This window comes from Candidatus Flexifilum breve (genome assembly GCF_016713355.1).
The window spans coordinates 334033-360136 of record NZ_JADJPI010000035.1; the positions used below are offsets into that span (position 1 = coordinate 334033).

Annotated in this window: 17 protein-coding genes and 1 pseudogene; 7 read left to right on the forward strand and 11 right to left on the reverse strand. The window is 61.1% G+C overall.

The features are described from left to right. Window positions 1–57 precede the first annotated feature (57 nt). From rbsB to IPK17_RS24455, 10 genes and pseudogenes are all read right to left on the reverse strand, one after another. On the reverse strand, window positions 58–1755 hold the full coding sequence (rbsB, locus tag IPK17_RS41125; RefSeq protein ID WP_502749407.1) for a ribose ABC transporter substrate-binding protein RbsB: 1698 nt from the start codon (window positions 1753–1755) through the stop codon (window positions 58–60). Between the two features lie 41 nt (window positions 1756–1796). Continuing rightward, entirely contained in the window at window positions 1797–2750 is a 954-nt protein-coding gene (locus IPK17_RS24415) for an ABC transporter permease (protein WP_343420305.1), read from the reverse strand. A gap of 98 nt (window positions 2751–2848) precedes the next feature. Beyond that, the gene (locus tag IPK17_RS24420) at window positions 2849–3733 is read right to left on the reverse strand and encodes a GAF domain-containing protein (RefSeq protein WP_343420306.1); all 885 of its coding nucleotides are present in this window, start codon (window positions 3731–3733) and stop codon (window positions 2849–2851) included. 88 nt (window positions 3734–3821) lie between these two features. After that, window positions 3822–4928 carry a metal ABC transporter permease gene (locus tag IPK17_RS24425; protein WP_343420307.1) on the reverse strand — a complete coding sequence of 369 codons (1107 nt, stop codon included), beginning with the start codon at window positions 4926–4928 and terminating at the stop codon, window positions 3822–3824. Continuing rightward, entirely contained in the window at window positions 4925–5851 is a 927-nt protein-coding gene (locus IPK17_RS24430) for a metal ABC transporter permease (RefSeq protein ID WP_343420308.1), read from the reverse strand. The genes IPK17_RS24425 and IPK17_RS24430 overlap by 4 nt, the downstream gene beginning before the upstream one ends. A gap of 1 nt (window position 5852) precedes the next feature. Further along, a pseudogene (locus tag IPK17_RS24435) lies at window positions 5853–6612 on the reverse strand (metal ABC transporter ATP-binding protein). Between the two features lie 3 nt (window positions 6613–6615). Further along, window positions 6616–7545: a metal ABC transporter solute-binding protein, Zn/Mn family gene (locus tag IPK17_RS24440; RefSeq protein ID WP_343420309.1), complete on the reverse strand. Its 930-nt coding sequence runs from the start codon at window positions 7543–7545 to the stop codon at window positions 6616–6618. Between the two features lie 94 nt (window positions 7546–7639). Then, window positions 7640–10135, reverse strand: coding sequence for a glycosyltransferase family 39 protein (locus IPK17_RS24445; RefSeq protein ID WP_343420310.1), 2496 nt, complete (start codon window positions 10133–10135; stop codon window positions 7640–7642). Between the two features lie 21 nt (window positions 10136–10156). Further along, entirely contained in the window at window positions 10157–10978 is an 822-nt protein-coding gene (locus IPK17_RS24450) for a PQQ-dependent sugar dehydrogenase (RefSeq protein WP_343420311.1), read from the reverse strand. Beyond that, entirely contained in the window at window positions 10884–11270 is a 387-nt protein-coding gene (locus tag IPK17_RS24455) for a hypothetical protein (protein ID WP_343420312.1), read from the reverse strand. Before IPK17_RS24455 ends, IPK17_RS24450 begins: the two co-directional genes overlap by 95 nt. Before the next feature lie 56 nt (window positions 11271–11326). Between IPK17_RS24455 and IPK17_RS24460 the strand changes: the two genes are divergently transcribed. The 6 genes from IPK17_RS24460 (at window position 11327) to IPK17_RS24485 (ending at window position 18106) form a co-directional block, all read left to right on the forward strand. Then, the gene (locus IPK17_RS24460; RefSeq protein WP_343420313.1) at window positions 11327–12334 is read left to right on the forward strand and encodes a Gfo/Idh/MocA family protein; all 1008 of its coding nucleotides are present in this window, start codon (window positions 11327–11329) and stop codon (window positions 12332–12334) included. A gap of 29 nt (window positions 12335–12363) precedes the next feature. Further along, complete coding sequence (locus IPK17_RS24465; RefSeq protein ID WP_343420314.1) at window positions 12364–13203, forward strand: sulfurtransferase; 840 nt, start codon at window positions 12364–12366, stop codon at window positions 13201–13203. Window position 13204: 1 nt separating this feature from the next. After that, window positions 13205–15274 (forward strand): argonaute/piwi family protein, encoded by a 2070-nt coding sequence (locus IPK17_RS24470; protein WP_343420315.1) that lies wholly within the window; start codon window positions 13205–13207, stop codon window positions 15272–15274. Window positions 15275–15605: 331 nt separating this feature from the next. Beyond that, on the forward strand, window positions 15606–16577 hold the full coding sequence (rsgA, locus tag IPK17_RS24475) for a ribosome small subunit-dependent GTPase A (RefSeq protein ID WP_343420316.1): 972 nt from the start codon (window positions 15606–15608) through the stop codon (window positions 16575–16577). A gap of 135 nt (window positions 16578–16712) precedes the next feature. Continuing rightward, on the forward strand, window positions 16713–17240 hold the full coding sequence (locus IPK17_RS24480) for a hypothetical protein (protein ID WP_343420317.1): 528 nt from the start codon (window positions 16713–16715) through the stop codon (window positions 17238–17240). 83 nt (window positions 17241–17323) lie between these two features. Continuing rightward, window positions 17324–18106 carry a MinD/ParA family ATP-binding protein gene (locus IPK17_RS24485; RefSeq protein WP_343420318.1) on the forward strand — a complete coding sequence of 261 codons (783 nt, stop codon included), beginning with the start codon at window positions 17324–17326 and terminating at the stop codon, window positions 18104–18106. 813 nt (window positions 18107–18919) lie between these two features. On the opposite strand, the gene IPK17_RS24490 is transcribed toward IPK17_RS24485, so the two are convergent. Beyond that, entirely contained in the window at window positions 18920–20959 is a 2040-nt protein-coding gene (locus IPK17_RS24490) for an adenylate/guanylate cyclase domain-containing protein (RefSeq protein ID WP_343420319.1), read from the reverse strand. Window positions 20960–21100: 141 nt separating this feature from the next. Between IPK17_RS24490 and IPK17_RS24495 the strand changes: the two genes are divergently transcribed. Continuing rightward, window positions 21101–26005 carry an efflux RND transporter permease subunit gene (locus IPK17_RS24495; RefSeq protein ID WP_343420320.1) on the forward strand — a complete coding sequence of 1635 codons (4905 nt, stop codon included), beginning with the start codon at window positions 21101–21103 and terminating at the stop codon, window positions 26003–26005. The last annotated feature ends 99 nt before the right edge of the window (window positions 26006–26104 follow it).

The following is a 26104-nucleotide window of genomic DNA, read 5'->3' on the forward strand; positions in this document are numbered from 1 at the left end:
AAACCGCCTTTTCGCCGGAGCGCGGCACACCGCGCCCCGGCCTGTGATGTGATTTGACTATTCTGCCGTGACCAGCGACAGCGCGACCGGAATATACGTCTCGACCGTTTCGCCGCCCAGGTACCCGACTGCTGTTTCCAGCGCCAGACTGCCCATCAGATCCGGCTGCTGCGCGACTGTCGCCGCGAGCGTTCCGCCTTCAACCGCCGCGACCGCATCGGCCACTGCGTCAAAGCCGACAAACGTGATGCCGGAACGTCCGGCGGCCGCCGCCGCTTCAATCGCCCCGAGGATCATTTCGTCGTTGTGCGCGAACACGCCGCTGATCTCGGCATTCGCCTGCAGGATGTTCTCGAACACCGTCAGGCCTTCGGCACGGTTGAAGTTCGCCGTCTGCCGCGCGACGATGGTCACGCCCGCGCAGTTGGCGCTCATGTAATCATTGAAGCCCTGCCCACGGTCACGCGCCGCCGACGTCCCGGCGATGCCTTCCAGTTCGACCACGTTCCCCGCACCGCCGAGCGCGTTGCACAGATACTCCGCCGCCATCGCGCCACCCGCCACGTTGTCCGAGGCGATATGGCTGACGACTTCGCCCGCCGCTGCGCCGCGATCCACCGTGAATACCGGAATACCCGCCGCATTCGCCGCCTCAATCGAGGGGACAATTGCATCCGCATCGGTCGGGTTGATCAGAATGGCGTCAACGCCCTGCGCGATCAAATCCTGAATGTTGGCCGCTTCGGTCGACGGATCATCCTGCGCATCCACGACCACGAGTTCCACGCCCAGCACATCCGCCGCCGCTTGCGCGCCATCGCGCAGCGTGACGAAGAATGGGTTGTTCAGCGTGGAGAGCGACAAGCCAATCGTCAAGTCCTGCACCAAACGCAGACCGACCGGGATGCTCGCCTCGACCGCCTCACCGCCCAGATGAGCCACCGCCGTCCGCACGGCCAAATCACCCATCATATCGGGCTGCTGCGCGACGGTCGCCGCCAGCGTCCCCGCCTGCACCGCTGCGACCGCATCATCGACCGCATCAAAGCCCACAAACGTGATGCCCGTCCGCCCGGACGCCGCCGCCGCTTCAATCGCCCCGAGGATCATCTCGTCGTTGTGCGCGAACACACCGTTGATTTCCGGGTTCGCTTGCAGAATGTTCTCAAAGACCGACAGACCTTCGGCGCGATTGAAGTTCGCCGTCTGCCGCGCGACAATGGTCACGCCCGCGCAGTTGGTGCTCATATAATCATTGAAGCCCTGCCCGCGGTCGCGCGCCGCCGACGTCCCGGCGATGCCTTCCAGTTCGACTACATTCCCCGCGCCGCCCAGTTGGTCGCAAAGGAAGCGCGCGGCCATGGCACCGCCCGCCACGTTATCCGACGCGATGTGGCTGACGACTTCGCCCGCCGCCGCGCCGCGATCCACCGTGAATACCGGGATGCCCGCCGCGTTTGCCGCCTCAATTGACGGCACAATCGCATCCGCATCCGTGGGATTGACGAGGATGGCGCTCACGCCCTGCGCGATCAAATCCTGAATATTCGCCGCTTCCGTCGACGGGTCATCCTGGGCATCCACCACAATCAATTCCACGCCCAGTTCATCCGCCGCCGCTTGCGCGCCATCACGGAGAGTTACAAAGAACGGATTATTCAAGGTTGAGAGCGACAAGCCGATGGTGATGCCTGCATCTTGCGCGCTGGCCACCCCGACACCCAAAACGAGTCCGACTGCAAGAACGAGAACCATAAGTCTACGCACGGTATATCTCCTAGCCTAAAACGAATAACTTATCGCAGCGCACGGTGCAGCAGCAGCGCCACCACGATGACAACTCCTTTGACCACGCCAACGAATTCCGGCGGGACGTTGAGCAAATTTAGACCATTATTCAGTACGGCGATGATCAGCACGCCGAGGAGCGTGCCCAGCAGCGTCCCCTCGCCGCCGTCAAACGTTGTCCCGCCGACCACGACCGCTGCAATCGCATCCAATTCGTAGCCTTCGCCAATGCTCGGCTGCGCCGAATTGAGGCGGGCGATGAGGATAATCCCGGCGAGCGCCGACATCATACCGGAGAAGACATAGACCGATAGCAGGACCAGTCGGTTGGGAATCCCCGACACGAACGCTGCGCGCTCATTCGAACCGAGCGCGAACATGAAGCGGCCGAGGGTCGTGTGGTACAGCAGCCCATACGCGACCAAAAACACGCCCGCCGCGATGATAATCGGTGTCGGAATGCCGAGGAACTCGCCTGTGCCGATCAGCCGGAAGCCATCGGGGAAGCTGCTGATGGGGGTGCCACCCGTGACGCTGAACGCGAGACCGCGCCCGAACGTCATCATGCCCAGTGTCGCGATGAATGGGGGAATACGTAATTGGCTGACGAGCAGCCCGGTGATCAACCCGAGTAAGCCGCCCACCACCAGCGCCGCCAAGACGGCCGGGAATGGTGCCCACCCCTGCTGCAGCAAATCCGCGCCGACAATTGACGACATCGCCAGCACCGAGCCAACCGACAGATCAATGCCGCGGGTGAGGATCACGAACATCACGCCGACGGCGATAATCCCGTTGACGGTCGACTGGCGCAGCACATTTTTCAGGTTGTCTCCGGTCAGAAAGCGATCACTGATGAGGGACAAAGCGAGACAAAGCAGCAGAAAGACGATCAACAGCCCGAACTGCTGGAAGAATTGGCGTCGATTCAAGCGGGGCTGTGCGGCAATGGCTGAGGTCATAATTTCAATCCATCTATGTCCTGTGGCTCGTGACTGCCACGCCCCTCTATTGTACTGCCCACTATGGGCAGGTTGCGTAGAGATTTATGCGGTTTGACTTACGTATCGCCGCCCGAACGGTCTGCCCGCTTGCGCATGCTGCGTGCGGAGATCGACAAGCGCTGAAAATAGTCAGATTCGGTGATCTGGGAGACTTGCTTTTCCACGCGCTGCCGGTCGATTTCAATTTGCAGGCTTTGCAGCTCATTGAGCGCTTTGTCGAGGTCGCTCTTCACCGCGCCGAACTGACGCGCGTTCTCAATGGCGATGGCGGCTTGCGTGCCGAACACGGTCAGCAGCGGAATCTCTTCCTTGCGGAACACATCCTGAGTGATGCGGTTGTCGGCATACAGCACGCCGATCACCTGCCCGTGCAGCATGAGCGGCACGCACAGCACCGAGCGCATCTGATTGCTCATGATGCTCTTGGCGTCGGCGAAGCGTTCGTCCGCCGCCGCATCAACCGTGATCACCGCTTCGCCTTTGCCCAATGCCTGATTAACAATGCTCCGGCTGAACACCGCGTCGCGATCCGCCAGTGTTTCGCGATCCCAATTTCGAGCGACGGCGATATCCAGTTCCCCGGTATTGCGGTCTTTGAGCATCAGGTAGGCGCGTTCCGCCCCGGTCAGGCGAATGACCGTGTCCATGACTTCCTGTAGCACGTGATCGAGATCCAGCGATGAGGTAATCAAAGCGAACGTGCGGAGCATTTCGTCGAGCCGCACCAGCTGCTGCGACACCGTATTCGCTTGATCGCCCGCGCGTTCCAACCGTTGATGCATTTGCCCGCTCAGCCCAACAATATCGACCGCGATCTGAAAGCCGTTCTGGGTCAACACCTGCATTAAGCGTTCCAGAATCTGCTGCAGCTGGCGCGCTTCCGTCGACGTCTGGGCGATGGCATTCATCAAGTCAGTGGTCAATTGGTTGTTCTCAGGCATGCGTTCTCATTCCATTGGGCAATAAAAAACCGGATGCAGTTAACTATACCGCATCCGGACATTTTCCACCTACGACTTAGCCTCTGAATTACCGCGTTTGCACCTGGTACGCCACGCGGCGCCCTCGATCTGTGAGCAGCAGTCGATCCGCCTGCCGGGTGATCCACCCCGCACTCTGTGCCCGGTCGACCGCGGTGTGGGCCAACTTCTCACTCCAGTTGAGCTCGTTGGTCAGGTGTGCCAGCGTGTTCTCGACCGCTTCGCGCTCGGTGTTTTCGTGCCGCGTCAGATGTACGAGCAGCATTTCGGTCGCGAAGCGCCGCTGACGGCGGGTGCGCTGCAGCAGCTTGGCGATCAGTCCGCGTTCTGGCGCAAACAGGAAAGCGGCGAGGAAGAACACACCCGTCATGCTCGCCATTGCCCCGGAGATGTTGACGTTCAGCGTCCGCGCCACCCAGTAGCCCGCAATTGCCGATGCCGCGCCGATCAACACCGCGTAGACCAGCATGCGCCACAGCCGATCCGTCAGCAGATACGCCGCGGAGGGCGGCGCAATCATCAGCGCAATCACGAGGATCGAACCCACGTGATCGAACGCGCCGACAGCGGTCACCGAAACTAACGCCATCAGTCCATAGTGAATGAGCGCGGGCGCAAACCCGAGCGCCGCCGCCAACGCCGCATCGAACGTCGCCAGCTTGAGTTCCTTGTAGAAAAGTGCGATCACGGCGAGATTAAGCAGCAGCACTGCCCCCATGATCCACACGCCCTTGGGCAGGTTCGCGCCCAGAAACTCCGCGCGGTTGAACGGCGCGAACGCCAGTTCACCAAGCAGCACAGCATCCGTGTCGAGGTGTACGTTAGCGAAATTGCGATTGATGATGATCACGGCGATGCTGAACAATGCCGGAAACACCAGCGCGATGGCCGCATCCTCTTTGACACGGCGGGTCTTAAGCAGGAGTTCGGTCAGGGAGACGGTGAGCACGCCGCTCAGCGCCGCAAACAGAATCAGCAATGGGTTGCGGATATCGCCGACGAGCATAAACCCGAACACGATCCCCAGCAGGACCGTGTGGCTGATGGCATCGCTCATCAACGCCACACGCCGCAGCACCAGGAACGTACCCGGCAGCGCGCACGCCGCCGCGACCAGCACCGCGACCAGTTGCATCTCGATCATCGCCTGATTCATGCTGCAAACTCCTTGACTCGCTCAGCCTGCAGAGCAGCGCGCAGGCGGCGTCGGTTGGCGCGGCGCTGAGTCCATTCCCAAACGAGGCCTCGTTCCGGCGCGAAGAACAGCGACACAAGCGCAATGCCCGTAATCACCAATACGATCACCGGGCCAGTCGGGAGCCCATTGTCGAGACTGCTCAGAATCGCGCCCGTCACGCCCGCCAGCGCGCCGAAGAACGCTGCCAGCGCGACCATCCACCCGAGGCGATTCGTCCACTGCCGCGCGGCCACGCCGGGCGCGACGATCATTGCGCTCATCAGCACCACACCGACCGTCTGCAAGCCGATCACCACGGCGATGACGATCAACGTGGTCAGCAGAATGTCCAGTCCGCGCACGCGGAAACCGAGTGTCACCGCGTAACCGGGGTCAAAGCTGATCAGCTTGAATTCCTTCCAGAAGACGGCCAGCAGCAGCACCGCGACCCCACCGACAAGCGCCATCGCTTCGACATCACTGGCGACTGTTGCCGCCGCTTGCCCGAACAGGAACTTGTCGAGGCCGGAATGCTCCGCACCCGGCTGGCGTATCACCCACGAGAGAAGCGCCATCCCGAAGCCGAAAAATACGGCGAGGATCACGCCTTGCGCGCTGTCCTCCTTAATCCGGGTGTGCGTTCGGATAGCTATCATCGCCAGGGTACCCAACCAACCGGCGATCACCGCGCCGATCATCAAGGGCAGCGGCGCGCGCTGCCCCGTGATAATGAACGCGAGCACCACGCCGGGCAGCGCTGCGTGACTCATGGCATCGCCGAGCAAACTCTGCTTACGCAGCACGGCGAACGCGCTCAGCGCCCCGCTGACAATGCCGAGTACCAACGCGCCCAGCGCCACGTTGCGAATCGTGTAATCGGTGAACAGAAGTGTCCAATCCATGTTAGCGCTCCCGAGCCAGCAAAGCTTCCATGCGCCCACCGTAGGCGGTGCGCAAGTTCTGCTGTGTGAACGCCTGCTCGACCGCGCCGCTCGCCACCGCCCGCACATTCAGCAGCAGCACATGGTCGAAATATTCCGGCACCGTTTCGAGATCGTGATGCACCACGACGACCGTGCGCCCCTGCGCTTGCAGGTTCTTCAACACGTCGATGATCGCCTTTTCGGTGGTCGCATCCACACCCTGAAACGGCTCGTCCATCAGGTAGATCTGTGCATCCTGCGCCAGCGCCCGTGCCAGAAACACGCGCTGCTGCTGCCCGCCGGACAGTTGATTGATTTGCCGCTTGGCGAATGCATCCATGTTGACTTGTTCGAGCGCATGCATGGCCAGTTCGCGTTCGCGTCTTGCCCGGTCGCTTGAACCACCCGAGATGCCCATAGCGCCCCATCATTACAATGTCGAGCGCATTCGTGGGAAAGTCCCAGTCGACGCTGCCGCGCTGCGGCACGTAGGCGACCAGATGCCGCTGCTGCGGGTACGGTTTGCCATAGATCAGAATGCGCCCCGCCGAAATATCCACTAGACCGAGGATTGACTTGATCAGCGTGGACTTGCCCGCCCCATTCGGTCCGACAATCGCCATCAGCGAGCCATTGGGCACGGTGACATCAACATCCCACAACACTGGCTCTTCCTTATAGGCGACTGTCAGGTCTTCGACCGTGATCGGCTGCTTGGCCGCTTCTTCCATCGTCACCATGATTTATGACTCCCCTAACAAGCTGGAAACGATTGTGTCGGTATTGGCACGGATCATGCCGAGGTAGGTGCCTTCCGGCGTCCCGACATCGCCCATGGCATCCGAGAATAACGAGCCGCCGATCACGACATTGTGTCCCTGCGCCTGCGCCCCAGCGATGATGGCTTCGATAACGCGCGGCGATACGCTCGTCTCTACGAAAATCGCCGGGATGTGCCGATCAACCAGTAGTTGCACGGTATCGCGGATGTTCTGAACGCCCGCTTCCGCCTGCGTGCTAATCCCCTGCGGCGCGAACACTTCAATGCCGTAGGCGCGGCTGTAGTACTGGAACGCGTCGTGCGCAGTCACCAGCACCCGCTGTTCCTGCGGAATCCGCGCGATCTGCTCACGAATGTACTGGTCGAGGTCGCGCATCTGCGCGAGATAGGCGTCGGCGTTCGCGGTGAAATAAGCGGCATGATCGGGATAGTTCTCGATCAGCGCATCACGGATAGCTTCCGCGGCGTACATCCACAGCGACACATCCATCCACACATGCGGGTCGGGCGTGTGGTGATCGCTGCCAAGTAAGCGGAGGTTTTCGGGGATGCGTTCGCTGACGCCGACCACGGGCTTGTTCAACCCCGTGCGCACCTGCTCGAACACGTCGATCATGCGCGCTTCAAGGTGCAAGCCGCCGTAGAAGATGATGTCGGCGTCAAACAGATATTCGACGTCGCGCTCGGTCGCCGTGTAGAGGTGCGGGTCAACACCCGGCCCCATCAGCGCGCGGACCTGCACGCAGTCGCTGCCAATGTTCTGCGCCACATCCGCAATCATGCCGACGGTCGCCAATACATTGATCGCGGGTTCAGCACATTCGGCTTGTGCCTGCAGCGGAACACCGACCAAGAGAATCAGAAGTAGAGCCATGACTGCCGTTCGCATCATAGGGCTTATGCTCCTAAGTTGGCATCGGACGTAATGACTCTATCTAAACATATTTTTTAGACTTTTGCAATAGGTTTTTTAGACAAACCTAAACTCAGTCAAGATGAATTTCCATCCGCGCCTCAATTTCGTGGCTGTCGCCCGCCGCCACTCCATCGATCACCACGGGGAGGCGCGTGTTTGTCACCGGGTCATACCAACCGATCACAAGACGGTACGGCCCCCCCACCCACTGCTGCGCGCTGTCCGCGCTGACCGGGAACTCGCGCTCATCGGTGAGGTATTCGCCCGCTTCCCACACCTGCGACGAGTAGTAGCCGCGCTCCCCGCGCCCGATGGGATTATCCCAGTTGGTGATCAAATTACCATGGGCATCCAGCAGGTGCATGAACAGCGAGAGGTCCTGCGGCGCGGATTCGAGTACTTGCCAGTAGGTATGCCCAATAACACGACGCTGCGGCCCGAGATAGAACGAACCAATATCGTAGCCGAGATAGCGCACGATTCCGCCAAATACGACAGCGCGCGTTTCCGGGCCATTCGGCTGCGGCGCGATCCAGCGGTTATCGAGCGACCATTCGTAGACGTCATAGCGGAAAATGCCATCGTCAAAACCCCACGCCCGCCGCGCCACGTCGACCCGGCTGAGTGCCCCGATCACCTGATTGTCCGTGATGGGAATATTCTGGTATTCACCGCGAGTCTCCGGCAGCCCATAGACCAGAAAGGCCGCGTCTTCCACGTCGCTCAAGCGGGTGGGCGCTTCATCGACATTGATGTTGTGCAGTGGGAAGAAAAACGGTAGGCGATCCACCCCTGGCGCGTTGACGGTCAGCGTTTCCCCCGGGTGTTCGTCCAGCCACACCTGTAAGCCATCGACCACGCTCATCAGCGCACCGTTGCCAGAACGATACCGCGCCACATCGTCGGGGTACTTATCCGTTTGCATATAATCCCAACCGCCAAACGTGTCATAGACCGCTGCGACCACCCCCGGCACGCCGAGTAAGGCGAGCACAACGAAATAGACCACGCGAAAGGTGCGCCGCATCCGCTCCGGTCTGATCCACATCGCCAGCAGCGCCGCCGATGGGAGAATCAGCAGGGGCACGACCGCAAACGACAGGCGGTAATGGTAGCTGTAGAAGAAAAACCACACGACCGCATAGGGTAGCGCCAGCGCTGCCGCCCACCCCAACTGGGCGACACTCTCCGGCAAACCGCGACCGCGCCAGTAGCGCCACAGCGCGCCGGCGATCACGCCAGCACCAGCGAACAGCGCTGCCCATTCAACCGTGTTCAAGCGGCGAGCGGGCGCCAGCCACGTTTCCAGCCAGAGCCAATCGGGGAAAATCGCTTGCAAGGACAGCGCCCAGTACGGCAGAAGCGTCGATATCAATGCGCCGACAATCAGCAATGCGCCGACGAGGAACAGTGCCATATTAGGCCGATCACGCCGCGTCAACAGGTATACAAGTGCGAGGAGCAGCGCCAGCAGCACCCACCCGAACTCCACTCCGCTCTGCGCGGCGAGCGTCTGCCAGAAACCGGACGGGAAATCGACGGGATTGTGCCCCAGCAGCAAATTGCGGAGATACCACACTGCTCCGAGCGGCACAGCAGCCATCCCCGTGATAAGCGCGATTTGCAGGCGCGGCAGCAGGCGTTTGAAGTCGAAGCGCACGCGCAGCAGTTCGAACAGCCCCATGAGCGCCATGCCGAGCAGGAACGCGCCCATCGTCGGCTTGATCCACAGGCCAATGCCGAGCATCACCCCGGCAATCAGCGCATAGCGGCGGTTCTGTGAGCGCCACGCTATCAAGTAGTACGCGGCGGCCAGTGTGAAGAGATAGGCCAGCGGAATTTCGAGGTCGCCCGCCCGCGACCACTCGCCAAGGTGCGGGTGCAGCGCCCAGATCGCCGCGAGAAGCAGCCCAAGTCGGCGGTTGAACAGCCGTGAACCCAGCCCATAGGCGGCCAGAATGCTGCCAACGTGCAGGAAGATTAATCCAGCGCGGGCGGCGTGGTCGTTGATGCCAAAGAACAACTGCGCGTAGGTGTATTGGAGCGGCATGAACTGCGGGTAATAGCCGATGCTGTTCGGGATGTGGCCGAGCAGCGCATACAACCGCCCTTCGTAGCCGTAGACCCACAGGGAATCGTAGGCAGTGAACGGCCAGTAGGCAATCACCACCCAGCGCACAATCAGTGCGACCGTGATCAGACCGATCAGCAGCCACCCATCCACACCGAAACCAGCCTGCCGACCTGCTGTTGTCTCCCCTCCCTGAATTTGGGGAGAGGTTGCGCTCTGAGCCTTGCGCCACACCCACAGCCCGCCGACCATCGCCAGCACCACGGTCCCGCCGAGCACATTCTCACGCGTATAATTCACACTGAGCGTTGACAGCCCAAACATGTACGCAGTGAGCAGCGCCGGACCAACGGCGAACGCCAGCGCCAAGACCTCAGCGCGGCGCACCCAATCGGGACGCGGCAGCAGGAGCAAGGCATACGGCACACCTAGCCCAAAGAAGATCCACGCGAATAACGGCGTCGCGGCGAGCGTGTCAGCAATCCAATACGGCATGGGGATTTATCCAGATAGTGGTCAGGGTCGTAAAGCGATGATGCGGCCACCGCTGATGCTGATGTACACCCATCCGCGGTCGCTCACGGCGATATCTAGCGGTCGCTGCGGGAAGAAACCGCTCCCCCGATAGTTCATTTGATCGACGGTGAAGCGCTCACTGGTATCGCTCGCCGCCTGCTGCGGCATAATGATTTCATATTGCGCGCTGTCGTCGACGAAGCGGACAGCTGCGATAGCATACCCGCGCAGCTCAAGCTGGTTGTATGCGCCGTAGAGCGCGACCAAGAGCGAGTCGGTGAGCAGGGGCAGCGTGTTACTGGTGTAGGCGGCCAGCCCGATGGGCGAACTGGCGGTCGGGAAGGTGAGCAATGGCAAAGCCGTGCCGGCGCAAGTCCCAAAATCCGGCTGATCCCCCGCGCAATTTGGAAAGCCGAAATCGACATCGGGCGTAACGTGATTCAACTCGTCAAGATCTGATGTGGCGAACAGGTCATCGCGCGTGCTGTCGACCGTGTACAGTTGATCGCCAAGAAACGCGAGGTCTGCCGGGGAACGCAGCCCGGTCGCAACCACCTGCACATCACTTCCATCGAGCGCGTAGCTGAGCACCGCGCCGCGCCGGGGATCGTCGGTCACACACGGATCACACGGCGCACCCGTCGAAACGTAGATTCGGTCGCTCACGGCAATACCCTTCCCCCAGAACCCGCCGCCCGTCGGTACATCATCGACCAGTGTTTCGAGTTCATCGCCGATCAAGCGATAGATATGCGCGCCGCCCACGATGTAGAGCGCGCCGTCGTGATAAGTTAGGCCGGTTGGCTGTGTCAGGCCGCTCACCACGAGCCTGCGGCGTATCGGGCAGCAGATCACCGTTGGTATCGGTCAGCGCGACGACCTCGCCGGTCAGTGGACGGGTTGCATACAGCGTCTCATCCGGTGCCACCGCCAGTGCGGCAAAGCCCAACGTGCCGACTGTCGCGTCATTGATGACTTCTTCCAAACAAGCGAGTTCGGGGTTAATCCACGGCTGGGAAATATAGGTGGGTCGGTCCGAGCAGGCAGGGAGCTGCGCCGCGCCGCGCGTGACCATGAGAAGCATCAGACTGATAAAAACGAAGGGTCGCCACATAAGCGCGTCATTCTACCCTGAGGTAAAATGATGCGCTAGAGAGGAGATCACGCACCATGCCTGAACGTATTCGGATCGCCCTAGCCGGGGCTGGAATCTTCGCCCGCGACGCCCACATCCCCGCGCTGCTCAGTCTGCAAGACCGCTTTGAAATCGTGGCGATCTACAGCCGCACCCGCGCGACCGCGGAAGCGCTCGTCGCCAGTATGCCGATCAAGCCCGCTATTACGAGTGACCTCGACGAACTCATGCGGCGCAACGACATTGACGCATTGGATATTCTGCTCCCCATCGATCTACTCGCCTCCGCCGTTGATCTGGCGCTGGCCTCGGGCAAGCATGTCGTAAGCGAAAAACCAATGGCGGCCGATGTCGCTTCCGGCGAACGACTGCTCTCCATTTACGCGAATCATCCCGGTCAAGTATGGATGGTGGCAGAAAACTGGCGCTACGAGAACGCCTTCTGCGCCGCGGCTGAGCTGGTGCAGAACGGTGACCTCGGGCCGGTCTTCAGCGCACATTGGGCGCTGGCAAATTCGCTGGTGCCGAGCAACAAGTACTATCAGACGGCGTGGCGGCGCTCAGGAAGCTTCCCGGGCGGCTTCCTGATGGACGGCGGCGTCCATCATGTGGCAGTGCTGCGGCAGATCCTCGGCGAAATCGTCGGTGTGAACGCCGTCGTCAAGCAAATGCGCGCTGACCTGCCACCCGCCGATACGTTGAGCGCGGCGCTTGAGTTCGCGAGCGGCACAATCGGCACGTACACGGTCACGTATGCGGCAGGTGCTCCGTGGACGAGCGCGCTGCATCTCGTCGGCGAGCGCGGTACGGCCCGCATTGACCGCAACCTGCTGGAAGTCACAGTCGATGGTCAACCGAAACCCGTGAGCTTTGCCGAAAACAAAAGCGTCACCGATGAACTAGCGGCGTTCGCCGATGCCATTCAGCACGGGACGCCGCATCGCAACAGCCCAACCGAAGCCTTGAACGATGTCGCCGTCATCGAAGCCATGCTGCGCTCCGCCGAAACGGGCAGGCGCGTCACGCCACAGCGATTCGCTTAATTAGAACAAAAATGCTAGAATAGGGATGTATGAATAATCTACTGGTCACGACTGACTGGCTGGCCGCCAATCTAGATCGCGTGCAGGTGGTGGATATCCGCGGGCATGTGCTCCCGGCAACCGAACCCCTGCCCCACTACTATAACCATCGGGACGACTACCTGAAGGCGCACCTACCCGGGGCAGTCTTTATCGACTGGGTGCAAGAAATCACTGACCCAGCCGATCCCCGGCATGCCAAGATCGCCCCGGCCGAACGTTACGCGGATGTCATGCGGCGCATCGGCGTGAACGACGACTCGTTCGTCGTCGCCTATGACGATGCTGCATCGATGTTCGCCGCTCGGCTGTGGTGGTCGCTCAACTACTACGGGCATACACAGGTTGCCGTTTTGGATGGTGGTTGGCAGAAGTGGGTCGCGGAGGGTCGCCCGACAACGGCGGAAATTCCGAACTATGCGGCGGGGAATTTCAGCCCACGTCCGACGCCGGAACTCCTTCGTTCGGGCGATCAGGTGTTGACAGCGCTGCGTTCCGGCCAGCAGTTGATCGACGTGCGCACTCCGGCGGAGTTTCGCGGCGAGGCGTCGCGCGCCAAGCGTGGCGGTCATATTCCCACGGCGATCAATCTGCCGCGTACGGCGCTCATCGACGCTTCCGGGCAGCTTCTGCCGCCTGACAAGCTGCGTGAGCTGTTCGCAGCGGCGGGCGTGACCAGTGAATCATCCGATGTGGTGTTTTACTGCAACGGCGGCGTCTCGGCCAGTTTCGGTTTGCTGGCGCTTCGCGCCGCTGGCCTAGCGCACGGGAGTGTGTATGATGGTTCTTGGAAAGACTGGGGTAACGACGACACCAAGCCGGTGGAGTGACATGCCTGCACACCTCTTTGCCGAAATCTTCCCAATCAAGACGGACGCGCTCCCGCCGTTGACGGCCTACCGCATCCTCACCCGCAACGACAGCGCCCGCAAAGTCGGCGCGCGCTTGGCGGCCGAGCTGCGCGAGGTCTTCCCCGGTGATTGGGTGTGGGTCGGCGGGCGCATCCTCACCGATCAAGCGCCCAACCCGGTCAAACTGGTGATGATGCTCGATCAGCTCAAGCCGCATTTCCGCGACGTCGAGGCGCTGGAAGAAGATTTCGCGTGGCAGCCCACCGCCGATCATCTGGCCGATTTTGTGGCGCGTGGCCCACTGCTCCGCCTCGAAGATCGGCTGATCGACGCGCTGGCCAAGACCGCTTATGGCATCAAAAACACGCGCACGCAGCGGGAATATCGCATCCGCACGTGGACAGTCGATAACCAACCTGCGCTTTCGATCACGGTCGTCTCCCGCCTGCTCTATGAGCCGGATTTACAGGCATATGTCGAAACGCTCGACAAGCCCACCGACATGATCGGCCTGTGGGTGGCAGATAAAACCGCGCGCTTACAGGGCGAGATCACCAAAGTCGTCGGCACGCTCGACGAACAGCGCGACCGCCTCATCAAGCTGAGCGACCGTCCGGACATGCAGGAACTGCTCGCGAAAACGCCCGGCGATCATTGGGTGTGCCGTGTGCTGGTTGATACGCGCGAATACGATTACGTGACGGATGCGCTCGATTTGGTGATCCGTCTACGCGACATCGGCCAGTTTGACATCAACAAGGCGCAGATGGAGAAGGCGCTGCACCTCAGCCCCGCCCTGCATGCGCAGATGGTCAAGCTGATCTCCGACATCCTCAAAGAACACAATCTGATCAGCAATGCCTACAGCACCCAGAACGCGGCGGCGCTGTTCGGCAGCATGACTCCCAAATTTTCGCTGGCTTACGGCAGCGGCAAGTCGCGTCCGTATGATCTGGCGCGGCTTAATCAGGACTTCCAGACGGCGGGCGCGCAGAAACTGCCCGACACCGACAAACCGCTGCGGGTAGTGGTGATCAACACGCTCGCCGATGAAGTGCGCGACTTCACCGAAGCACTGCGCCGCTCGCTCGACCGTGATTTCGGTCTGAAGCTGGAAGTCGTGCGCGAACGCAGCATCCGCGTGATTTCGCAGGCCAACCTCGAAAGCGCCGTGCGCCTACTGCTCAAAGAGCCGCATGATCTCGCGTTGGCCTTCCTGCCCGACGAAATCGAGTCCGCCGAAGAAGAAGCGGTGGATGACCGCAATACGCGTTTGCAAACCGTCGGGCGCGGCATGCCCACGCTCGTCATTCACGAATCGACCATGAACAACCCGGCCGCCATGAGCAGTGTGATCATGGGCTTGGTGGCACGCGCGGGCGGCATCCCCTACCTGCTGGACGAATCGCTCCCCTACGCCGACCGTGTCGTCGGCTTAAGCTTGATTGAGCACAATAAGAAGGATGTACCGCATCTCACGGGCGTTGCGCGCGTTTACAAGAAAGACGGCGCGTTCATCGGCTACGCCATAGCGACCGAACCGGTGCGTGACGGCGCAAGCGTGCCGGATGCGCTGCTCGCGCGGCTGCTCCCGCAAGAGCTGCTCGGCGGGAAGCGCGTCGTGCTGCATCTTGACGGCAAGCAGCGCCGTGAAGTGCTGCGCGCCATCGGCGCTTGGGAAGGCGAAATCGACGCCGAATTCTGCCCGGTCGAAGTGATCCGCTCCGGCGTACCACGGATCTATGCACTGGGCGGCGGGAAGATCGAAGCGCCGGACTGGGGCAGCACCTTCCGCCTGAGCGATACCGAAGCCTTCATCCTGACGACCTCCGGCGACGCCGCTATTCAGCCGATTCACATTCGCACTGAAGCCTCGCTGCCGATTGAGCAGGCACTGCACAGCGTGCTGGCCTTCACCCTGTTTCACTATGGTGCGGTCAAGGTGCCGAAGCTCCCCGTGACGTTATACGGTGGCGACGCGCTTGAGGCGGGCATTCTGCGCGGCGTGCTCGACGAGAACCTGCAGGGCAAAACCCAATTCTGGCTATAACTGATCGCGGGAGCGCGCAGACGCTCCCGATTCGTTCTCCGACTTTTGACGGAAATCCCCGCCGCTGATCTTGACGAACGGTTCAGATCAGACTATAGTGGTTCACAGTGTCTTATTTGTGCGTGAAGGAGCCAGATTACATGACTGTCGTCAGCATACCGAGCTTATTCGCGCATCTGATCTCCGCTTAAGACACAACCCCCGCCCTACCCTAACTGGCGAGCGTTGAGGAACGCGGTCACGATGCGCCGTGACATGTCTTTGGCATGCCACCCGTCATCCGTCGATCACTGTTTTGATTCGTCTACACCTGTTCAGGGGAAAACCAACCTTGGCTCGATACACCAACCACGTCGAAGGCGTGGTCTATAAGAAACAACTCGGCACGTATTTCGTGCGCAGCGCCGACGGCGATGTCGTGTGCTCAATTTCCAGCCGCCTGCGCAAAGAGCTGATTTATCCGATTGCAGACCGCTCGTCCATCGGGCATCACCGCGTGCAAAAAGTCGACGACATCCATATGATTGACCCGGTCGCTATTGGTGACTGTGTGCAGTTCGTGGTGGCCGAAGACGGCGCAGGCCTGATCACGGAAGTGCTGCCCCGGCGCAACAAACTGGCGCGCTCGGCAGCGGGCGTCAAGCAGCTTGAACAAATCATCGCCGCGAACGTTGACCAGCTCGTGACCGTGTTCGCCGCCGCGCTGCCCGCGCCGCACTGGAATTTGCTCGATCGGTATCTCGTCACCGCCGAAGAAGCGGAGATTCCTGCGCTCATCGTCATGACCAAGCTCGATCTCGTGAAACCCGGGACATTCGATGCCGTCATGGATGAATACCGCGCGCTCGGCTACCAGGCTATCCTCACCAGCACCGAGTCCGGTCAGGGCATCGACGCACTGCGCGCGGCGCTGAACGGCAAAACATCAGTCCTCATCGGCAAATCCGGCGTCGGCAAAACGAGTCTGCTCAACGCCGTGCAACCGGGGCTCGGCTTGCGCGTGGGTGAAGTGAGCAAAGCGCTTAAGAAGGGGAAGCACACCACCACCCACGTCGAAATGATCGGACTGAACGAGGGCGGCTACATTGTTGATACGCCCGGCATGCGCGAATTCTCGACGTGGAACATCGACGACGGCGACCTTGCCCTCTTCTTCCGCGAAATGCAGCCCTACGTTGGTAGCTGTCGCTTCGGACTCGACTGCACGCATCGCACGGAGCCGGGCTGCGCCATACTCAAGGCCGTGGGCGCAGGGCATATCACCAAACGCCGTTACGAGAGCTATGTCCGCATGCTCGACTAGCCACTATTTCTGGTGGAGAGAACGCCATTGTATCTCTCCACCAACCTTACGCTAAACATTTCCTAACCACACTTCTCAGAAAACCTGACTATAATACATTTACGATTTTTAGCTGGGGAAGATGAGGAGCCAACCATGAGCTGCAATCTGGTCGACTTGATGGAACTATCGCCCGCCCAGCGCCAGGTCGTGCGCCTCATCCTGCGTGAAACGATGATGACCTATGACGATTTGTGTCTCTCGCTGCAGGAACTCCGGCTTGTTGCTCCCCAGGATGTCGACCCGCTGCTCGCCGACCTCGCCGCGCACGAGTGGATCGTCTCCCTGCTCCATGACCAAGTACGCGTGTACCGCGTTAACCTCGTGCGGCGCGGCGCGAAGCAAAACCAAGCCTTCTGGACGCGCCTCGGCGTCGACAATGCGTCCGCTCCCGATGACACCAATCAGCGCACTATGATGCGCGGCGGAAAGCGCACGCTGCCCCCGGCCATCTGGGACACCATCGAACGGGATGTTCCCCTTACGCGTGAGGCGCTCCTCGCCTCGATTCGCGGGCGTTCCCGCGCTTCCAAAGAACCGACCTCGGAATTCGGACGGGCGCTGCGCAAACGGGTGCTCAACGCGTTGGATGCGATCTCGCGCGATGAACCACCGGTTGCCTGACCGCCGCTAGCCGAATCCATCAAAACCGGGTAATATGAACATCGTGACGTCCTCTGTGAACATCATGCCTGGGAGAAATCTTCATGTCAAAAATTATCTCGGTCCACTCCTTCAGAGGTGGAACGGGCAAGTCGAATACCACTGCGAACCTGGCCGGTATCATCGCAGGTCGTGGTCTGCGGGTCGGGGTGATTGACACCGACATCAACTCCCCCGGGATTCACGTTCTGTTCGGGCTGGACGAAGAAGAAATCAAGTACTCGCTCAACGATTACCTGTGGGGCAAGTGCGAAATCGAAAAAGCCGCCTACGATGTGACGGCGAACCTCAATAAGAACCTCGGCGAGGGCGCGGAGCCGATTCCGGCCAACGGCAAAATCTACTTGATCCCGGCGAGCATCAAAGTCGGCGAAATCGCGCGTATTCTCCGCGAAGGCTACGATGTCGGTCTTCTCAACGACGGCTTCCAAAATCTGATCAAAGAGCTGACGCTCGATGTGCTGCTTATCGACACGCACCCCGGCCTGAACGAAGAAACGCTCCTTTCGGTCGCCATTTCGGACGCGCTGGCAATCATCATGCGTCCCGACCAGCAGGATTATCAGGGTACAGGCGTCACGGTGGAAGTTGCGCGCAAGCTCGACGTGCCGCGGATGCTGCTCATCGTCAACAAGACGCCTATGTCCTTCAATTTTGACGAGGTTCGCGCACGCGTTGCCCAAACGTACAACTGCCCCGTCGGCGCGGTGCTGCCGCACTCCGACGAAATGATGACGTTGGCGAGCGCTGGAGTCTTCGTGCTCCACTTCCCCAACCACCCCATTACGCAGAATCTGCGGCGGGTTGCCACTGAGCTCCTCGCTTAACCGCGCTTTCAACCAGCAGCAGGACGAGAACGTTCTCGTCCTGTGCTTGTGTACTTTACTCCCCGGTCAACCGCTGCTGCAGCCGTTCTAACCGAAGAGCGACCCCCTTATCGTCGGGAAAGATTTCGAGTGCCTGCTGGTAAATGAGCGCCGCCCGACTCAGGTCGTCCTGCTCTTCCGCCGCGTCTGCGGCGTTCATCAACACCTCGATCGCCTGCGGGAGCAAACCGCACCGCGCCAGATGTCCGGCCAACTGCTGAGCCGCCGCCCGTTCCTGGCGCTGTGCCTGCCAGTAGCTGACCGCTAACCGGTGCAGTTTGAGGCGTATCACCCGTGAGAGACTGGTGTAGATCGCGCTGCTCACCAGTTCCCGCCGAAAAGTGAACGCATCATCAGCCGCCATCAGCAGATGTTCATCGACCAAAGTCTGTATGATTGCGTCAATCTGCGCCGGATTGGAAATCTCAGCGACGACGCTGAGCGCCGCCGGGGTGAATTTCCCGCCGAGCACGGCGCCTGCGCGCAGCACCGCCTGCAGGTCAGCGGAGAGTGAGTCGATGCGCGTCATCACAACTTCGCGAAGACTCTCGGGCAGCAGATCCGTCACGGCTTCGGGGCGCAGCTCGCCATTGACCAGATAATCGTGCGTGCGCAGGCTTTCCAGATAGGCCTCCGCATAAACCGGTCGTCCACCCGTTTTTGTCCACAGGACGGACCGCAGCCGTGCGCCAATCGCCGCCACACCAAGATACTGTGCCGCCAGTTCCGCTAGCTCATTCGGTTCGAGATCGGCGATGCGATAGGTATCGACGGTCACAGTCGCGAACGGCGGCTCCGCGAGCAGGAGCAGGACGACCGGCGCGCTGCCGCTTGCGCGTGCGATTTCGCTGAGTCGCTCAAGCAGATCACCCGAGGCGCGTTGGGCATCGTCGATGATAAGCAGAGTCGGCATGATCCCCAGCAGGCGCACCGCGAGCCCGAGCAAGGCCGTACTTGCAGCACAGCCGTCGGATCGTCTGGTTGAATATCGAGGAGTTGACTCAGCAGCGCGCGGATCACACTGCGTTCGGTGTCACGCCGGGTGCAGTTCACCCACGCCACCCGCCAGTCGTTCACGCGCGCCTGCCGCGCGATCTGCCGGGCGAGGCGCGACTTGCCGACCCCGCTGTGCCCGAGCAGCACGAGTTGGCGCGCGCCCTGCCCCTGTACCGTCGCCGCGAGCGCCGCCGCAACCGTTTCGAGCAAGGCCTGGTTCCCGATGAACGCGGCGGGTTCCGCCTCCACCAGTCTGACGGGAGCGAGCAGCGGTCGCAGTACTGCGTAGGTCTGCACCGGGTGCTGCTTACCTTTGAGCTGCACGGCGGGCAAGCGTTCAACTTCCAGACTTCCCTGCACACGCCCGTACACCCGGTCGCTGATCACGATTTGACCGGGCGCGGCTTTGGCCATGAGGCGCGCGGCGAGGTTGACGTCGTCGCCCATCACGGTGAACTCGCGCCGCGCCTTCCAGCCGACCTCGCCCGCGAAGGTGTTGCCCTGCGCGATACCAATGCGCTGTGTGATACATGCTGCCCGCCGCAGATCGTCGGGGAGTTCATGTTCGAGACTCTGGTTGAGTGCCATGAGACGCTGCCGGATTTCCAGCGCCGCATCGACCGCGCGGTCGGCGTCGTCAGAGTGCGCGACGGGGACACCAAACGTCGCCAACAGCTTCGTGCCCAGTTGATATGGGTCGGTACGCGTGAGCGTCCCGCCGTATTCGGTGATCGTCTGCTGGACGAGGTTGTAATAACGTTCGGCAATCGAAGCGATCAGGTCACGACGATCCTCTGCGCCGCGCCGGGTATCCAGCAGTTCGGCGAACCCCGTCGCATAGATGAACATGGTCACGGCGAAGCGATTCGAGCTGCGCAGATGATAGTCACCACTGTTGATGAGCTCATGCAGCACCGCCGGAGCAACATACACCGACATGGCCTCCACCCGGCTCAGAAGCTGACGCAGCGTATCGATCAGCATATCCGTCGTCAAGTCAAACAGGGCAGAGCCTTTGGCGCGGCGCTTCTTGAGCGCCTCAAACTCGTAGTCGCCCAGTTCCGCGCCCAGACTATCGACTACCTGGGAAAAGCCATGTCCCATCCGCTTGAACGAGAAGTGCCCCACCAGCAGTGCGGCCAGCTTGGCATCGACAATGACCTCGTCCTGCCGCCCGACACTCTCCGCGGACATCGCCGCGCCGGGCAGGCTGCCCAAAATCAAGTGATCGCGCTGCGCCTGATTCCCAATGAGCATTTCGAATAGCTTCCCGCGCGCCACCCCAATCGACATCACGAGGCTGTACTGGTCGCCTTTGAGGAGTTCGACGAGGCGCGGATCGCTGATGGGCTTGAAGCGCTCGATAGCACGCTGCATACGCAGCCCCGTGCGTACCGCTTTGACGGCATCGGCGATGCTGCGCGGCTTCGCCGGGAAGAATGCTAGCAGTGCATCCCCGGCAAACTTGAGTAATTGGCCATCCGATTTCGCGAGGATTTCCAGCATTTCGGCGAAGTAATCATTCATCACCATCGTGAGGATTTCCGCGCCTTCTTGCGTGCTCTCGCGCTGCAGGCGTTCGGACAATGCGGTGAAACCGGAAACGTCAGCGAACATGAAGGTACCGGGACGGAGCGCACTGTAGCCCTGCGTCTTGAGGATCTCTTCTTCAATGTACAGGGGCAGGAACGAACAGAGCGCCTTATACAAACTGTTCAGATGTTGTATCGCTTCGGCGAGAATGGCAGGATCGTCAAGGTGGTCGCGGTATTGGGCAGGGACAAAACGTTTGCTGCGTTCCTGTAAGTCGATGTCCATGTTTTATGCCTTGTCTACACCGTTCATTGTAGATCATTTCCTAATTAGATATGAAACAGTTTTACATAACCTTACGTTGATTTTCACGCGTGTAACCACTACTATTCTTAGTGACAGCCATCACAATAGATAGGGTCTTGCATGAAATCACTCTTTAGCGGACTTACAGCGCTATCGCTTCGTTTCCGCGTGGTTACGCTGGCTCTCGTCATTCTGCTTTCGGTCGCGGGCGTGTACGCGGTGACCCAGCTTAAGCAGGAACTGATCCCTTCAGTCGAGTTCCCGCAGACGATCATCCTCGCCCAAGCCACGGGCATGACGAGCGACCAGGTGCTCAATGTCCTCACCTCGCGCATCGAAACCGCATTGGACGAACAAGTCCCCGACGTCGTCAACCTTGAGTCATCCACGACGGGTGCCTTCGGCTCCGTCATCACCGCGCGTAATAACTTCGGCGTCAACGCGCCCCGCTTGCGCAGCGAAATCCAGCAGGCCATCGACTCGGTCTGGCTGCCGCTGCGCCGCATCGCGCCGCCTGAAGGTGAGAGCGCGACCGATTTCGCGGCGCGCCTGCTCGCCGATCTGCCACCCGAAGTGCTGATCTACCTGCAGACGACCGATTCCAACTTCCTGTTCCAACTCTCGCCCGACGTGTGGTCGGCGTTATCCGCTGACACGGTGCAGACGCTGCTGGCTTACCTCGCCACGCAGACCAAAGATGTGAACAGTTCGGATGCGCTCCGCCTGCTCGTCGAGCAGGAAGTTGTGCCCGCGCTGCAGAACATCGAACAGGTCGCCAGCGTCTCGGTGAGCGGCGGTCAGATTCTGCCAAGCGACGGAGAAGCCGTGCCGACGCCCGTCCCGGTCGGCAGTGCCGAAGCGCCCAGCCGCCTGCTCGACCTGACTCCCGAAGTTTGGGCCGTCGTGAGCGCCAAGGTTGATGGGCTGAGCGCCCTTGACCAGACGGCCGTCGAGGCCCTGCGCGCGCTGCCCTTCTCCGTACCGGAAGGCGTGCCGGCGCTGCCCGCCAGTTGGCAAATGGATCGCTTCAAGGATGCGCGTGACCTGCGCGAAATGCGCACGCTCACCCGCACACTGGGCACGGTTTTCAATAACTTCGTGACCTCTGGCGAAATCATCGGTGCACTCGGACAAACCGACGATCTGACGGCCGCCGACATCAACCAACTGCTGGCGGTTGAACCGACTCTCGTGCAGTATTTCGAAGCGGATCAGCTCGTGAGTCTGTCCGATGAAGCGTTCGCCGCGCTGCCCGCCGACTACATCGCCAACCTCGACGGTCTGACTCGCGATCAACTGGCGGCGAAGGCCTTGGCCGTCGCCATCAGCGGCGCCGCTGCACAGCCCGAACCGGTTGACCTGCCGCAGCCGTGGCGCATTTCACCGCCGCAGTTAATCACCTTCAGCTTTGACGATATTCCGCTCGCGACCTTCAGCATTTCCGGCACCGGCGCGGCTCTCCCCACCGATGGCGGGGCGGCGGCTGACGGCTCAACCGAAGCCGTCGAACAACCCGTTGGCACCGGCGAAACACCGGTCGTTCAGGATATTCCCGAAGGGCCAAGCCTACCGCTGGTGTTCAACCTGCTCGGCGGGTTCATTGGCCTTGAACTCAACACCGCCGACGACCTGATCAACATTCAACTGCCCGACGAGATGGCGGCGCAGTTCGGCGGCACGCAGACCCTGCGCGCAGCGGATCTGCTCAACTTCCTGCTGCTGCTCGACAACCCGGATGCGCTGCCTGAAGGTGCGCCCTCGGTCAGCATCCCCGGTGGCGCGGCTGGCGTGATTCGCCAGTTGTCGCCCGAAGCGATCACCTTCATTGCGGCCAACGACCCGACGTTCCTGCCCAATCTCAGCGCTGATGTGGCGTCCGCGTTCAGCCTCGATGTGCTGCTCAACGTGCCGGGCGTGGAAATTCCGCTGAATAATGTGTGGGATACGCTCTCGGCGCAGCCACAGTTCGCCACCTTGCCGCTGGAGACCGCGCAGGATATCGTCGAAATCGGCGGCGGGCAGCCCTCGACCGTCCTCAACACGATCAACGCCAACGTGCCCGAGCAGTTCGCCGGCTATGATGTCCGCCTGTTCGACAGCCTCACACCCGGAATCATCAACTACTTCAACGCGGTTGAACCGGAATTCTTTGCGAACCTCGATCCCGCGGTCGTGGCGAAATTTGCGCCCGCCACGCTCGCCGAGCTGTCCGACGAGGTGATCGCAGCGCTGCCCGCCGACACGGCGACCACCGTACGCGCGATTGCCAGCGGCGAAACCGCCTCAGCCGCCACCCAGTTGGCTGAACGCTATGCGACCGATGTGCCGCCCGCTGACCCGAACGCCCCGGCGCTCAACGCTGACTGGCAGTTCATTGGCGACTTCCTTGGCGTCGAGCTGGATAGCGCCGATGACCTATTCCGCTTCTTCCCCAGCGCGACGGGCTTCATCAATGGCCTGTTCAACTCGGCGCAGGGCGCGTCGTTTGCCCCCAGTTTGATCGGGAATACGTCGCCGGAAGCCGTCGCTTACATGGTCACACGCGACTCGAACTTCCTGAACGATTTGCGCATCGAAGCGCTGCAGCTCTTCTCCGCCGATGTGGTCGCCACGCTGCCCGCCGACGTGCAGGAACGCATTGCCTCAGGCGCAGCGCCGTTCGTGCCGACCAACGCCCTCACCCGCGTCAACGGCAATTCGAGCTTGTCCGTCACGGTCTTCAAGACGGACACAGCGAACAACGTCGAAGCCTTCCACATTGTCGAAGACCTGCTGCACGAAATTGATGCAGCGGACGACACCATCTCCGTCTCCGTCGCCTTTGAACAAGCCAGCTTCGTCGAAGAGTCGATCAGCGGTGTGGCGCGTGAAGGCGGTCTCGGCGCAATCTTCGCGGTCGTCGTCATCCTCATCTTCCTGAGCAGCGGTCGCTGGTCGCGCCGTCCGCGCGCGGTCGTCGGCGGCATCATGATCGCGCTGTTCCTCGGCGGGCTGTTCCTCGTCGTTCAAGCAAACGCCGCGGCGCTAGGCGGTGACTTTGGTCGCGCCTTTGAACAAACGGACGTGGTCGTCCGCGTGCTGCTGCTGTTAGGCGCGGGCGCGGGTTTCCTCGTGCTGTTGTGGCCGGGCAACCTGCCGCATCCGGCGTGGCGCAGCACGCTCGTGTCCGGCGTGAGCATTCCGCTCTCCGTGCTGATGGCGCTCGCCTTTATGTACTGGGTGCCGCCGATTGTGCATGCCGCGCTTTTGCCACTGGCGGATACATCATCGCTCGCGACGTTCTTCTTGCGCCTGTTCCCGGAAAGCATCACGCTCAACATCATGACGCTCTCCGGCTTGACGGTCGCCATTGGCCGCGTCGTCGACGACTCCATCGTCGTGCTCGAAAACATCTTCCGCCACTTGCAGGAAGGTGAAGACAAAACCCACGCCTTGATCGAAGGTACGCGCGATGTGTCCGTCGCAATTTTCGCCGCGACGGTCATCACGGTGGTCGTGTTCCTGCCGCTCGGCCTGACTGGCGGCATCATCGGCGAATTCTTCCTGCCCTTCGGCCTCGCCGTGACCTATTCGCTGCTCTCGTCGTTCATCGTCGCTATCACGGTCGTCCCGGTCGTCGCCTATCTGCTCCTCGACCGCAACGAAATCGCCGACGAAGAGAATTCGTGGCTGGAACGCCTGTACGATCCGGCATTGAAGTGGGCGCTGGCTAGTGGGCGCAACAACCTGATCGTGTTGGCGGTGGCGGCGGTCAGCCTGATCGTCGGTCTGGGGCTGTTCGCGACCCGGCCGCTGGCCTTCCTGCCCTCCTTCGGCGAACCGCAGGTCAGCGTGGCCGTGAATCTGCCCCCCGGCACCAAGATGGCGGATACCAACGCCGTCATCCTGCAATTTGAAGACTACCTCGCCGAGAACTTCACCGAAGATGACATCACGACGGTCTCGACCCGGATCGGCGGCGGTGACGGCTTCGAAGCGCTGATCCTCGGCAGCAGCGGAGTCAGCGAAAACGTCGCCACCATCACCCTGAGCGTGGAACACCCGGATACGCTCGACGCGCTGACGGGTGAGATTCGGGCTGGTGCCGAAGGCATCTTCGGGCCGGAAAACGTCACCGTCTCCAGCGCGTCGCTCAGCGAACAGGGTTTCGGTGGTTTCGCGCTCGTGCTCTCCGGCGAGCAGGCGGATCTCCAAGCGATCAACGCCGACATTATCGACGTGCTCAATGATGTCGAAGGCTTGACCAACGTCAGCAGCAACGTCGTCAGCAGTGACGCAGCCGATGATGGCCCGGTGACGTTCATTCGCGTGGATCTCCAGTCGGCGGCGCGCTACACGGGCGAACTGGAAACCAACAACACCATCGGCGTGACGAACACCGCCAAACAGGCGATTCAGAGCTATCTTGACAGCAACAGTCTGGCGGATCGCGTCACGGTGAGCGAAGGCTTCGAATCGCGCCAGCAGACCGAAGGGTTTGCGGGTCTCGGCATTGCGATGGGCATCGCGATTGTGCTGGTCGTGCTCATCCTGATCGTGACGTTCGGCTCGCTCGTGCACTGGCTCGATATCATCCTGAGCATCATCGTCGCCCCGGTCGGCGCGGCCATCCTGCTCACGCTGACCAACCGCGTGCTCGGCATCTCGGCGATGATCGGCCTGCTGATGCTCATCGGTATCGTAGTGACCAACGCCGTGGTGTTCATCGACCGCGTGCAAAGCAACCGCCGCGAACGGCACATGGAACTGCGCGACGCGCTCCTCGAAGCGGGAGAACGTCGTCTACGTCCGATTCTCATGACCGCGCTGGCGACTATCGGCGCGTTGGTTCCGCTGGCGGTTGGCTTGTCAGAAGGCGCGATTATCGCATCGGAACTCGGCACTGTCGTGATTGGCGGCTTGTTCAGCAGTACGCTGCTCACCCTGATCGTCGTGCCCGTCGCTTACCGCTTGCTCGACCCGCTGCACCGCCGTCTCGCGCTCAACCGCAAGGATCGGCAGCTCAGCAATAAGGTCAGCTCATAGTTCAAAGCACGCCGCTGTAGGGACAGGGTAGACCCTGTCCCTACAGCGGCTACCAGAATCAAAAACGGGGCGGATCCACATGGTATCCGCCCCGTTTAC